The sequence below is a fragment of the Micromonospora sp. CNZ322 genome (genome assembly GCF_007827755.1).
In genome coordinates, this window is record NZ_VITD01000022.1 from 1 (window position 1) to 13,163 (window position 13,163).

Below are 13,163 nucleotides of genomic sequence, written 5' to 3' on the forward strand. Positions count from 1 at the left end.
AGGGGTCCGAGCTGCTCCGAAGCCGTCAAGGTCACGCTCGAACCAGGATGTAGCGGCCTCACGGCGTGCGGACGCCACTACATCCAGGATGTTGCAGGTCGGCGTTCGAGGTGTCCCTATGGGGTCTGTCAACGCGGATCGAGGGCTTTGGCCCAGACGATGACGTGGTCGATGGCATCGCGGGTCAGGCCGATCGTCGGGTCGGCGGTGATCAACAGGGTGGGGCTGCTGCGTGTCGCGGCCCAGGTGTGGGCTTGGGGTGTGTGGAGGTCGTCGATCCATGCCGCGGGCCGTTGCTGGGCGTAGGCGGCGATGAGCGGGATTTTGTCGCTGGGGTGGAACGGTGCGGCTGGCATGGTGATCACGGGCAGGCAGGTGATGTGTAGTAGCGGTGCGAGGAGCTGGTTGGCTTCGTCGTTCCAGGCCGTGGCCCATGCGACGTCCAGGACGGTGCTCGCTTCGGTGATCCAGGCGCCGTGTGCGGAGTTGACACGGACGGGTTCCTCGTCGGGGAAAGGGTGGTGCTCGGTGTAGCCGGCCGGTGGTTGAGAAGTTCCGTAGGGATTGAGGACACCGTCGACGTCGAGCAGGAGCAGGGGTCGGGTCATCTGCGGATTTTGCCTGATGTGGTCAGCCGGGGATGACCGCGACGATCGGTCTTGCCTGGTAGGGGATCTTGTCGCGGAGCATGGCGAACAGGACGTCGCAGCGGCGGCGGGCGAGGCAGATGAGGGCGGCGTTGTGGCGTTTGCCTTCGGCGCGTCCCGGAGCAGCACCGACCTCAGAGCAGCACCAACCTCGGAGCAGGACCGATCCGGCGCGGGTGGGGCCTCAGGAGGCCTTCGGCCCGCAGACGTAGCGGGGCTCGGCGTCGTAGCGCCAGGTGAACTTCTCCCGCTTGACCACCACGCCGCCCTTCTTGATGACCCGGAAGGCGTCCTGGGTGAAGCCGTTGATGCCGTTGGTCTCGATGCACGAGGGGCCGGGAGCCAGATGGATCTGCTTCGGCGCCGTCATGTTGCGGCGCGGCCCGTACTCGGTCTTCACGCTGTCGTAGATCTTCGTGCTCCAGATCGACACGGTGATCGTGCTGGACGTGTACGACGTGTCGATGAGCACGCCGTACTCGGTGTTGTTGCGGAACTTGAAGTCCAGATTCGGCCAGAAGATGGTCGACTCGATGACCGCCGGGTACCTGTCGAACCAGTAGGAGTGCGGCTTGTGTTCGACGTCTTCCAAGCCGGCGTAGTAGGTCGCGTTGAACAGCGTGGTGGTGAACTGCGAGGTGCCGCCGCCGACGCCCGGGACGAGCTTGCCGTCGAGGATGACAGGTGCGTCCCGGTAGCCCTGGGCGTAGCCGCGCTCGCCGGTGTGCCCGTTGAGCGAGAACGTCTTTCCAGGTAGCACGACAGTGCCGTCCACCTTCCTCGCGATGGTCGCGATGTTCTGGCTGCGTGACGAGGCCATGCCGCCGGTGAACCGGGTGGTGAAGGTCGACACCCGCTCCTTGATGCCCAGGCCGGCGAGCTTCTCCCCGGTCAACTGCGGCGGCGTCGGCTTCAACTCGCCGGTCACCTCGCGGCCGTCCGCCTTCGGCAGCACGGCCAGCAGGTCTCGACTGAGGGCTGCCGTGTCCAGCTGCTGCCCGGACCGCCCCTCCTTGGCTGTGGGTCGGCCACCGGAAATCGTCATCGTGGCGTCCTTCGGTGGCACCTCGATGGCGGCCAGCTTGTCGCCGAGCGCCGCCCGCAGCCGCTTGACGTCCACCGACGGGGTGAGCTTGCCGGTCTTGTCGGCCCCGAACCGGAGGCTCTTCGCGATGGCGGCGGGCGGGACCGTCACCTGGCCTTTGTTGGTACGCAGGGTGACCGGCGCGGCGACCGCCGGCTTCGCCAGCTCACTGACCATCCGGTCCAACTCTTCTGGAGTGGTCGTCGGGTGGGTCTCCACCAGGGGCACGGTGACCGGGGCGCCGGCCAACCAGCCGGCGCGGACCACCTCGGCGGAACGCTCCGGGTTCAGAGCCAGCCCGGGCTTGGGCTGTACGACCTTCGGCGTGGTGCCCTGATAGGTGATCGCCGGCATCGTCATGCCCTGGGCCTGGTTGCCGAGCACCTTACGGAGCGCGTCGTCCAACCGGCCCACGTCGACGGTCACCACCGGCTCGACGGTGCGGGAGCCGACCAACCGGCTGACCGGGTGCGCGTCGGCCTCGGCCGCTGCCGCGACGGTCGCCGGCACGTCGACGGCCAGCCCCACGTCGGCCGGGTTGATCTCGGCGGTACGCCCGTCGACGGTGACCTTCAGCGGCGTGGCGAGCGTTGCCGCCCGCCGGTCCAGCTCCGCCCGCAACTCCCGGTCGGCGTCCGCGCGGCTCCGGCCGCCCAGTTCGGTGCCGAGCACGCTGGTGCCGCGGGGGACGTCACCGGCGTACGCCCAGGCGCCGGCACCCGCCACGGCGGCGAGGACGCCACCGGTGATGCCGGCGGCGAGCAGCACGCGCATCCGACGCGGCCGGCGCGGGCCGCCGTCCGGCTCGCCGGGAGCGGCTGTGGTGACCGGCTCAGCTCCGTCGTCCGGCCAGGTGACCGCGGTGACCTGCACTGTGGGCCGGTCGTCGGCGGGTGGACTGTTTTCGCCGTACAGCGTCACTGCAACCTCGATCGCCAGGGTGCCGCGGGAGGTCCTCCCTCCCGGAGGCACCTACGGTAACGAATCCCCGGCCGTACTCGTCGGCTGCGCCCACCAGGCGCAGCTACCGCGTGTCGTTCGGCGTGTCGCACCGGTCCGGGGGCGGTGCCGACGGCCGACCACCGACGTGGCACGGTGACCGGGTGGACGCTGCGGAGCGGGTGTTGGCGTACGGCGGCGGATCGCTGGACCGGGCTGGACCGTTGCGCACCGATCCGACGCGGTTGGGCGCGCTGCTCACCGAGTCGACCACCATGCTGCTGCCGATGTGGCGGGACCGTTGTCTCGTCGACGGGCACGGGCCGGTTCGGCTCAGTGCGGAGCGCGCGGCGCTGGTCCGGTCCGCCGCCGGCGAGACCGTCTTCCTGGGGCTCGACGGGGAGGCCGCCGTGTTCGCCGCGGACCTCTCCGCGCTCTCCGAGCGGTCCGCCGTCGAGATGGCCGGTGCGGCGCGGTCCGTCGACGTGCGGGCACTGGTCGGGCGGCTCGAACCCGGCGACGCGGCCGTCCAGGCGTACGCCAGGGGTTTGTTGCACTGGCACCGGCAGCAGCGATTCTGCGGGACGTGCGGCGCGCCGGCCGTCGCTGACGGCGGCGGGCACCTGCGGACCTGCACCGACACGGAGTGCGGACGTCTGCTGTTCCCCCGGATCGAGCCGGCCATCATCGTGTTGGTCGAGGCACCCGGTCGGTCGGGGCGCTGTCTGCTGGCCCGGCACGCGGGCGCGGCCGAGGACGCGTACTCGACGCTGGCCGGCTTCGTCGAGATCGGCGAGAGCCTGGAGGACGCGGTCCGTCGGGAGATGGGCGAGGAGGCGGGCGTGACAGTCACCGACGTGACCTACCAGGGGTCACAGGCGTGGCCGTTCCCCGCCGGCCTGATGGTGGGCTTCCGGGCCACCGCCACCTCCGACGAGGTACGCGTGGACGGCGAGGAGTTGCTGGAGGCGCGCTGGTTCACCCGGGCGGAGCTGCGGGACCGGGCGGCATCGGGTCGTCCGCTCGGTCGGGTGGACTCGATCGACCACCGACTGCTGACGGACTGGCTCGCGGAGGGCTAGGGTCAGCCGCCGGAACCGGAGCGGGTCGACGGGCCGTCACCGCCATCAGCGCGGTGGTGACGATGGCCGTGCCCACGGCCACGAGGAGAAGGCCACTGACGGTGTGGGGTCGGAGGGTCGCGGTGACGGCCACCAGGCCGGCCACACCCACCCACAGCGGTGCCGCCGCCCAGCGTGCGCTGGCCGCGAGGCGGTCGTTGAGCAGCACGAACGCCACCGCGTAGAGCGCACCGACCGCCGCGAAGAGGGGCGCGTACCGGCCCAGGTGGTCGTAGTCGGGCCCACCGGCGAGGCGGAATGCGAGCCCTCCGGCGAGGGTCGAGGCGAGGACCAGCACCACGCCACACCCGCCCGTCACCGCGAGCGCAACCGTTCGGCTGCGCCGGTCACCACGGGCCAGCCGAGGTAGGGCGAGGACGGCGGCGACCTGCGGCGCCCAGAGCGCGCCCTTGCTCAGGACGGTGCCGACCGAGTACGCCCCGGAATCCGACGGGGACAGCAGTTGCCGGGCCAGCAGCAGGTCGGCGTAGGAGACGACGAGCATCGCCACTGTCGCACCGCAGCCGGCAACGACCTGAGCAACTGTCAGCCGTGGCGCGGTGGACGACCGTCGGGGCTCGCGGGCGAGTCGGGCCAGCACCGCAGGGGTGAGGGCGGCGGTCAACGCGCCGACCGCCAGCGCGCCGGTCGGTCCCGCGCCGAGCAGCAACCCGGCGATGACGCCGCCGTAGCGGCCGGCGGCGAGCACTGCCATCCCGACGGCGAGTCGTACGAAGCGTTGGCCACCCTGCAGTTCTCCGAGGGACCGGGAGGAGAGCACGATCGCCGCTGTGGTGACCGCCAGCAGCGCGGGCATCTCGACCGGGAGATCCAGGGCGGTGACCAGCAGTGGTGTCGCCGCGACGAGGGTTCCCGCGCACACTGCGGCGGTGACCGCGGTGAGCCGCCGAGTGTCGGAGGCGCCGTGCCGGGCGCGGTGTACGGCGACGGCAAGTTGCAGGCCGAGCCCGGGCACACCGACGATGGCCACCAGACCGAGGGCGGCGGCGAGCGCGCTGAGGTCGGCCGGGTCGAGTCGCCGGGCGGCCAGGACCGGCACCAGGTAGGCCAGGCCGTTGACCAGGACCCCGGCCACTGTGACGCTGACCCCGGCAGCGCCGAGGCCCGTACTCCATCCGCGTGTCAGCTCCGTCTGGGCCGTCGTCTCCCGACGGACGGGTCGTCGAAGACTCATGTGATCTCGGAGAAGGTCGGAAGTTGCCCGTCGGCTGGCCCGGCCGACTGGCCGGGCCTCGCCGGCTCGGCCGCGTCGTGCCCGGCCGGGTCCGGCTTCGGTCCCTGCGCGACCAGGGCAGCCGCCGCAACGGCTGAGGTCCCGGTGGTTGGCGTGGGCCGGCGTACCGGGCGTCGTCTGGAGGCGGTGGAGAGCCAGAGGGCGCCCAGGGCGACGACGATCGTGAGTTGCACGAGCGCGTCGGTGTTCCGCCGTGTCGAGTCGAGGTAGAGCCACCCGGCGAGCAGGACGAGCGCGCCAGGGAGCCAGGTTTCGACGGCCCGGCTGATCGTCCTGGCCCGACGTGGGTCGGCCGGCCAGGGCAGACGGCGTGGGCCGGGTACCGCCAGCATGAATCCCGCCGCGACCAGCAGGCCGCCGATGAGGCCGCTCCACAGCACCAGCGCGGCGGCCCCGACGGCCAGCAGCGGCAGCGAGCGGGTGACCCGGCGTCGGCCGCGTGGTGGGGCGGTCGCCGAGGTTCGCCCGGTGGGCTGTCGGGCGGGCAGCACCGCGAGCAGGACCACCACCGCGAGCAGGATGCCGCCGAGGAGAAGCCCCGCCCGGTACGGCGTGTCCGGGGCGAAACGCAACAGCACCTCTCCGGAGGCGCCGGCGGGAAGGATCCAGCCCTGCTGCCACCCGTCCACCACCAGTGGTTTCAGCGTCCGCCCGCCAAGGGTGGCCTGCCAGCCGGTGTTGGTGTTCTCCCGCACGGCGAGCACCCGGTCGACGGGGCGACTGGCCACCCGTACCCGGCGCTTGGTGGCCGCCCAGGATTCGATCTCGGTGGCGCTGGCGGTCGCCGAGGCCGGGGTGGCCGTCCTCGGTACCAGGGCGACCCTGGTGGGCGAGGCAAGCTGGCTCGGGGCGGCGACGATGCGGTGCTCCCCGCGGCCCAGGTCAAGCTGCCGGGGCGTGCCCCGGCCGCACGGCGTCACCGGCATCTCGCGCATTTCCAGCAGGTCGCGGAGCGTGCCGCGCAGCGTGGTGGTCACCCGCGCCGCGCCGATCTGGAGCGTCGGCCCCGATCCGCAGGCCAGCGACAGGGGTGTGTCGAGGCGCGGTCCGACGGTGGGCGCTCCGGGTAGCACGGTCACCTCGCCGACCGCGATGGACAACTTCTCCGGCAGCCGCAGCTTGTACGGGTCGGTGCTGGTGGCGGACGGCTTGTCGAGGAACTGGATGGTGATTTCGTCGGTCCGCATCGGCGGGTCCAGGCGGAGCAGCCCGTCGTCGCCGAGCAGGCTGCTGCGGAACCCGTCGTCGCCGACGACCCGGACGCTGCCGAGACGGGTGGCGGGTGTCTTGGGGTCGGTCGAGAAGCGGAGCCCGGTGATGGTCTGCGGCTTGAGCCACTTGAGTCGCAGGATCGGTGCCTCGTCGTCGATCGCCGGTGACCAACTGGTGGCCGGGTTCCCGTCGAGCGCCGCGCCGGCCCGGCCGGTCGGGTCGGGCACTGCCGTCGAGGAGGCGCTGATCTGCGCCGAGAGGCGAAGCGGCTGCGCGTCGGTCACCAGCTTGTCGAGGGCGTTGTCCAGGTCAGGGCCGGCCGTCGGCCGCGCCCACAGCTTGGCGTCGTACGCGCCGGCGGCCGGCAGGGTCAGGGTCCGGTCGATGGTGGAGCCGTCCTCGGAACCGCGGATGGCGTCGGTGGAGCAGCGCGGGTGCCCGTCGACGGAGAAGCAGCCCGGCGTGGTGGGTGCAGCGGACACGACGACTGTCGCCGGCCGGTCGGTGACCGGTGCGGTGGGCAGGACCAGGGTGCGGCTGGTCTGGATACCCGGAATCTTGATCTCGGCGATGCCGACCGAGCCGTTTCCGAACGGGCGCAGGTCGTACGCGCTGTCGACCGAGACCCGGACCTCGCGGGTGGCGTGGATGCCGGGCAGTTCGAACACCATGTGGTCGCTGAACTGCTCGATGGTGCTGCTCTCGTACCCGGCGCTGACGGTCACCGTGGTGGGCAGGGCATCGGCCTTCAGGTCGAACCACACCTCGACCCGGGTGACCGTCGTCGGATTGGCGAGGCCCACCTCGATCCACTGTTGGTCGCTGGGCGAGTACGGCGCGGACTGCCAGGAGGTCGCCGGGTTGCCGTCCATCGCCGCGTACGGCTGGTGCTCGGGGCGGGCACCGCCGGGGGAGTCCACCTGCGAACGGGCGGTGGAGGTGCGGATCGCGTTGATGCCCTCGAAACGGGCGACGGTGGAGTGCTCCGAACCCCACTCGGGGAGGTAGTCGTGGGCGGGCGCGGTGACCTCGAAGGTGTCGTCGGCGGTCAACGTCTGGGAGGTGTTGTCACGTAGTCCGCCGAACGACACGTCCCGCCTGCGCAGTCCATCGGTCATGGCCAGCGGTCCGGTGACGTCGGCGGTCGACGCGTCGCCGGCCAGGACGGTGGGCGCCGAGCCGAGTTGCCCTGCCGCGGCGAGGTCGAGCAGCGATTCGGGGCCACCGACCACTGTCGTCACGGCGGCTCTGTCGTAGGCGACCACCGGCTCGACGGGCCGGTCGACCCGGTAGACCTCCAGCGCCCGGACGGGCACGTCGAGCCCGTGGTCGCGGAACTCGTCGGGGGACGAGGGCCCGCCGCGCAGGGGGCCGAAGGACGTGACGCGGGTCAACCCGGGTGAGCGCTCCAGCGCCTGCCGGACCACCGCTGGGCGGGTCGTGTCGGAGCGGCCGTGGTCGAGGTCGGCGCGGAACAGGACGTGGCTGATTCCGGATCGGGCCAGCAGGTCCGCCAGACCGGTCGACCCGGCGCCGGTGGCGAGCGTCGACTCGATCACGTCCAGCAGTCGGATCGTGGTCGGTGGGGTGAAGGGGATGGCGTTGCGTACCGCCCATCGGCTGTTGAGCAGCGGCTGAGTGATCTCGTCGGTGGTGCTGCCCCAGTCGTACGACGGGAAACGCGCCCCGGGTACGACGAGCACCCGCCCGCGCCCCGTGTTCGCGTCGAGCCAGTCGGTGGCGTCGTGCCAGTAGCCGGGCACCTCCTTGACGCTGCCCGGGGTGGCGAGACCGCCCGCGAGTGCGGGCGTGGCGACCGCCGTGACGGCGGCGATCGCGGCGCCGGCGGTCAGCCAGGCGCGTGCGACGGTTCGCGGACGGTGCCGCGCGGGCGCGGTGCGCGCCGCCCGGACGGTCAGCCCGATCAGGTGCGCCATGCCCAGGCACAGGGGTAGGCGGAGCAGGACGTCGAACTTGTGCACGTTGCGCAGGGGCGCGCCGATGCCGTCGAGGAACTCCCGCTGTGGCCCGGCGAGGATGTTCGGCAGGTCGCCGACGTGCCCGAGACCGACGAGCGCGACGCCGAGCACCAGACCGGTGATGAGGAACCGGCGGTGCGGCATCCCCCGTCGGGACAGCCCGAGCACACCGAGGGCGGCGACCGCCAGGGTGGCGGCGACCAGCACCGCCTCGTTGGCGAGTCGCGCACCGGACGGGATGGTCGGTCCGAACGGGGAGGCCAGGTAGGCGACCCAGTAGGAGGCGCCGCGCAGGGTGGTCACCCCGTCGGTGACGCTCGTGGTGTTCCGGGCGGTCTCGATGTAGTCCAGGAAGGGTGGGCTGTACCGCCCGAGGACCAGCAGCGGAACCAACCACCACGCGGTGGCCAGGGCCACCGCGCCACACCAGGCGGCGATGGCGGTGACCCGGCGGCGTACGGGCTGGACTGTGGCGAGCCAGAGCAGGGCCAGTGGCACCACCGCGAACACGGCAGTGGCGTTGACCCCACCGGCGCAGGCGACGGCGAGGGCTGACGCGGCGACGGCGCGTCGCAGTCGCGTGCCGGCGGCGAGACCGACCAGTGGAATGAGCACCCAGGGGGCGACGGCGCTGGGCCAGGCTTCCACCGAGGACCAGCCGAGCTGGGTGAGGATGCGCGGTGACAGCGCGAAGGCGACGCCGGCGATCATGCGCCCGGCGGGCGTTCCGATGTTGAGCCGGCCCGCCAGGCGCACGGCCCCCAGGTAGGCGACACAGAAGAGCAGTGCCCACCACAGCCGCTGCACCACCCACGGCGCGAGGCCGGACTCCGACCCGAGCAGGAAGAACGGGCCCATCGGCCAGAGATAGCCGTACGCCTGGTTCTGTAGTTGGCCGAACGTGCCGGTGGGGTCCCACAGGTGCAGCGAACGGAGCAGCCACCCGGCCGGGTTGACGTTCAGGTCGACCTTGGTGTCGGGGACGACCTGGCCCGGGGCCTGCTGGAAGGCGAGGGCGGTGAGAGCGATGCAGATGACCAGGTGCCGGAACCGTCGGGCCGTGTGCCGGCTCCGGCTGGACCCCGGAGCGGCGCCACTGGCCACCTCTGCACGCATTTCGGCTCCTGTCTTCACCGGCCGGACGCGCACCTGCAGCCGACGACTGTCGCGCGACGTTATCCGGACCGGGCACGGACGGGCGACCAGGGGCGCTGCGGTGGCGTTATCGGGAGAACGGCCGTCCCCACGGCGTGTAAGCGTGTGGCAGGCTGCCGACCATGTCAATGCCAGAAGCTGAGGCCGAGACGCATCCGGAACGCGTCGCGTCCGACGGCGACGGGCCCGGGCCGATCGGCCGATGGCTCCGCGCCGACCCCGTCCGCGCCGTGGCGATCGCCCTCATCGCGGTGTCCGTCGCCTGGCGCGCCGGTCTCGCCACCCGTGGCTGGTTCTCGCAGGACGAGTTCGTCATCGCCGCCCAGGTTCTCGACACCGGGCTGGACGCGGACTATCTCCTGCGTACGTTCAACAACCACCTCATGCCCGGCGGCCTGTTGGTGGCGTGGGCGATGGTGCGGGCGGCGGGCTTCGCCACCTGGCCGTGGGTGTTGCTGCTGGCGGTTGGCCAGGCGGCGACCGGGATCGCGCTCTACCGGCTGTTGCGCGATCTGCTCCGGCCCGGTTGGGGCCTGCTCATTCCGCTGTGCCTGTTCATTTTCAGCCCGCTGACGCTTGAGGTCTCCTCGCTGTGGTTGGTCGGGCTGCTCGTGCTGCCGATGCAGTTGGCCCTGGTCATGGCGGTGGCAGCCCAGGTCCGGTACGTGCGGACCGGTCGCCTGCGGCACCTCGTGGCGATCGCGCTCTGGCTGGTGTTCGGCCTGCTCTTCGACACCAAGTCCCTGCTGATCGTGCCGCTGCTGTTCCTGCTGACCGTCTTCCTCTTCACCTCCGGTGGCGTGTTGCGCAGTCTCGCGACGGCGATCCGCCGGCACTGGCCGGCCTGGCTGATGCTCGGCGCGCTGTCGGGGGGATACCTGGCGTTCTACCTGAGCCGTCCCTCCGGTGAACTGCGGGACCCGACCTCGGTCGGTCCGGTGCTCAACTTCCTCGGTGACCTGGTCGGCGAGACCGTGGTGCCGGGTCTGCTCGGAGGTCCCTGGCGTTGGAGCTACGCCGGTGACGGTCCCCCACTCGTCGACCCGTACGACATCGCCAAGTGGTTGTCGTGGGCGGTGCTGGCGACGCTCGTCGTGGTCACCGTCCGGCGGCGTCCGTCGGCCGGCCGGGCCTGGCTGCTGCTCACCTCCTACCTCGGCCTGGTCGCCGCGCTCTTCGCCATCACCCGGCTGGGCGGGCCGCTCGGCCCGCTGATCGGCGTCGTCCCCCGGTACGTCGCCGACGTGGTGCTGGTCGCCGCGATCTGTGTCGGTGCGGCCCTGCTGGGGATCAAGGACACCGACGAGGACGAGGTGTCGGCGTGGCCGGTGCCGACGGTCCTGCGCGAGCCGGGCGCGTTCGCGGTCGGCCTGGTCTCGGTGATTGTCGTCCTGGCGACCATTGGCGTGGGCACCCTGTGGAGCACGGCCCGTTTCGGGGACAACTGGAGTACCAAGTACGGGCGGGACTATCTCGCGACGACGCAGGCCGAGCTCGCCGCAGCCCCGCCGGGCACCGTCTTCTTCGACACCGCCGTCCCGGACCGGGTGATCGCCGGCTATTTCTGGCCGGACAATCTCCAGTCGCACTTCTTCCGCCCGGCCGAGCGTCGACCCACCTTCGTGACGGAGGCCGCGCGACCGTCGACGTTCGATGACCTCGGCCGGATCCGTCCGGTGGTGGTCCAGGGACGGAAGATCGTTCCTGGTCGGGTGGACGGTTGCGGGCACCTGGCGGAGGGCGGCCGACCCACTCGGATCCCGTTGGACGGATACCTGGTGGAGTGGCCGTACGTGGTGCACTTCGGCTACCTCAGCTCGGGCGACTCGACGGCGCTGTTCCGGCTCGGGGACGCCACGCGCGAGATCACCCTGCGACGCGGGCTGAACGACCTGTTCTTCCTGCTGGAGGGTGCGGGGGACGCCGTCGAGGTCACCGTCCGGACGCCAGGGGTCGGGGTGTGCACCGAGCTGATCACCGTCGGCCGGGCGGTGCCGGCGTCGTGAATGGTTGAGCCCACCGACGGCGTCGAGGCCGCACCGGTTCGGCGGACGCGGGACACGCTGTCGCTGTACGCGGTAGCGGCGGCGGTCACGGTGGTGGTGCTGGCCCCGCTGGCGGCGCCCGGCTACGCGTTGCTGTACGACATGGTGTTCGTACCCCGGCAGCCGTTGACCTGGGATCTCGTCGCCCCGGCGCAGAGTCTGCCCCGGGCGGTGCCGATGGACGCACTGGTCTCGCTGGTCACCCAGCTCGTGCCGGGCTGGTTGGTGCAGCGGCTGGCGCTCGCCGGGGCGGTCTTCCTCGCGGCGGTCGGCGCCGGCCGGTTGGTGCCGACCGAACGGCGCGCGGTCCGGCTGTTCGCCGCGTTGGCGTACGCGTGGTCGCCGTACCTCGCCGAGCGTTTGCTGATCGGGCAGTGGGGGCTGCTGCTCGCGTACGCCGCGCTGCCCTGGCTGGTGCGGGCGGCGCTGGACCTGCGGGCCGGGCGCGACGGCGCGCTCGCCCGGGTGGTGCTCGCCGCCGCTCCCGCCGCCATCACGCCGACCGGCGGTCTGATCGCGCTGGGCACTGTGCTGGTGCTGACGTCGGACCGGATGCGCGCGCCCCGGTCGCTGCTGGTGTCGCAGCGGATGCATCCGCACCGGTCCCGGCAGGCGTTGGCCGCGGTCGGAGTGCTCAACGCCCCCTGGGTGGTCGCGGCCCTGGTCACCGGTGCCGGAGGTTCGTCGGACCCGGCGGGGGTGGCGGCGTTCGCGGCGCGTTCGGAGAACTGGGCCGGCCCGCTGGTGGCGCTGGCCGGCACCGGTGGCATCTGGAGCGCACAGGCCACCCCCGCCAGTCGCGCGGCGCCACTGGTGCCGGTGGCGACTCTCCTGCTGCTGATCCTGGCCGGTGTCGGTGCGGGCCTGCTGCGGCGCCGGCTACCCCCGGGTGGGGCGGCGCGCCTGGCGGTGCTCGCCGGGACCGGTTGTCTGCTCGCCGCCTTCGGGCTGCTCCCCGGCGGGGATGCCGCGCTGCGCTGGGCGGTGGTGCACCTGCCGGGCGCGGGGCTGCTGCGAGATGGGCAGAAGTTCCTGGCGCCGTACGCCCTGCTGCTGGTGGTGTGCGCGGCGTTGGGGGCCGAGCGGCTGGTGGCCCGGATCGACCGGGAGGTGGCCGGGGTGGTCCTGGTCGGGCTGCTGTTCCTGCCGGTGGCGGTCCTGCCGGACCTCGCGTTCGGCGGTGCCGGCCGGCTTCGGTCGGTGAGTTATCCGGCGGAGTGGCAGCGGGTGGCCGAGCACATCGAGGAGGAGCCGGGGGAGATCCTCTCGTTGCCGTTGAGCGCCTACCGGGCGTACCCGTGGAACCCTGGTCGGGTCGTCCTGGACCCGGCGCCCCGCTACCTGCCCGGGACGGTCCTGACCGACGACACGCTCCGGGTCGGCGACGTCGCCGTGGCCGGCGAGAACCCGCGCGTCCGTGAGATGCGCGAGGCGCTGGTCGAGGGGCGGCCGGTCTGGACCACGGGGGTGCGCTGGGTCCTGGTGCAGCGCGAGCTCTCCGGCGAGGTGGATTCTCAGGTGCTCGGCGGCCTGGTGACGGTCCACGACGGACCGTTCCTGACGCTGTACCGCAACCCGGCGACCGTGCGGGAATCGGGCGGGTCCGGGCCGGCCCGACTGGCGGTGGTGGCGGCCCTCAGCGCTGCCCTTCTGGTGGTCATCGCTGCCGCCGTTTCGGCACTACACCGGCGAGCTACCGCGTGGTAACGTCCGCTCGCACGTCTCG

The 13,163-nt window shown here is 72.2% G+C and carries 7 protein-coding genes; 3 read left to right on the forward strand and 4 right to left on the reverse strand.

Annotated features, from left to right (window positions below):
• Positions 1–128: 128 nt before the first annotated feature.
• A complete protein-coding gene (locus FB453_RS32025) occupies positions 129–608 on the reverse strand; it encodes an HAD domain-containing protein (protein WP_145796272.1) in 480 nt (159 codons plus the stop codon).
• Positions 609–831: 223 nt separating this feature from the next.
• The gene (locus FB453_RS32035; protein ID WP_145796274.1) at positions 832–2,652 is read right to left on the reverse strand and encodes a VanW family protein; all 1,821 of its coding nucleotides are present in this window, start codon (positions 2,650–2,652) and stop codon (positions 832–834) included.
• Positions 2,653–2,834: 182 nt separating this feature from the next.
• Between FB453_RS32035 and nudC the strand changes: the two genes are divergently transcribed.
• Positions 2,835–3,752, forward strand: a complete 918-nt coding sequence (gene nudC / locus FB453_RS32040) for an NAD(+) diphosphatase (protein ID WP_145796276.1) — start codon at positions 2,835–2,837, stop codon at positions 3,750–3,752.
• On the opposite strand, the gene FB453_RS32045 is transcribed toward nudC, so the two are convergent.
• Both FB453_RS32045 and FB453_RS32050 read right to left on the reverse strand, forming a co-directional pair.
• Positions 3,649–4,986 (reverse strand): lipopolysaccharide biosynthesis protein, encoded by a 1,338-nt coding sequence (locus tag FB453_RS32045; protein WP_486480561.1) that lies wholly within the window; start codon positions 4,984–4,986, stop codon positions 3,649–3,651. The two genes, nudC and FB453_RS32045, sit on opposite strands and share 104 nt — an antisense overlap.
• Positions 4,983–9,353 carry an alpha-(1->3)-arabinofuranosyltransferase gene (locus FB453_RS32050; protein WP_145796278.1) on the reverse strand — a complete coding sequence of 1,457 codons (4,371 nt, stop codon included), beginning with the start codon at positions 9,351–9,353 and terminating at the stop codon, positions 4,983–4,985. Before FB453_RS32050 ends, FB453_RS32045 begins: the two co-directional genes overlap by 4 nt.
• 167 nt (positions 9,354–9,520) lie before the next feature.
• Here FB453_RS32050 and FB453_RS32055 point away from each other — a divergent pair, with 167 nt between their 5' ends.
• Both FB453_RS32055 and FB453_RS32060 read left to right on the forward strand, forming a co-directional pair.
• On the forward strand, positions 9,521–11,398 hold the full coding sequence (locus FB453_RS32055; protein WP_486480566.1) for a hypothetical protein: 1,878 nt from the start codon (positions 9,521–9,523) through the stop codon (positions 11,396–11,398).
• Positions 11,399–13,144 (forward strand): MmpA family trehalose lipid delivery protein, encoded by a 1,746-nt coding sequence (locus FB453_RS32060; protein WP_145796283.1) that lies wholly within the window; start codon positions 11,399–11,401, stop codon positions 13,142–13,144. It begins immediately after the preceding gene.
• Positions 13,145–13,163: the final 19 nt, after the last annotated feature.

Coding starts and splice junctions, on each gene's coding strand:
- FB453_RS32060 (WP_145796283.1), top strand. CDS start 11,399: ATGGTTGAGCCCACCGACGGCGTCGAGGCCGCACCGGTTCGGCGGACG.
- FB453_RS32045 (WP_486480561.1), bottom strand. CDS start 4,986: ATGAGTCTTCGACGACCCGTCCGTCGGGAGACGACGGCCCAGACGGAG.
- FB453_RS32055 (WP_486480566.1), top strand. CDS start 9,521: ATGCCAGAAGCTGAGGCCGAGACGCATCCGGAACGCGTCGCGTCCGAC.
- FB453_RS32050 (WP_145796278.1), bottom strand. CDS start 9,353: ATGCGTGCAGAGGTGGCCAGTGGCGCCGCTCCGGGGTCCAGCCGGAGC.
- FB453_RS32025 (WP_145796272.1), bottom strand. CDS start 608: ATGACCCGACCCCTGCTCCTGCTCGACGTCGACGGTGTCCTCAATCCC.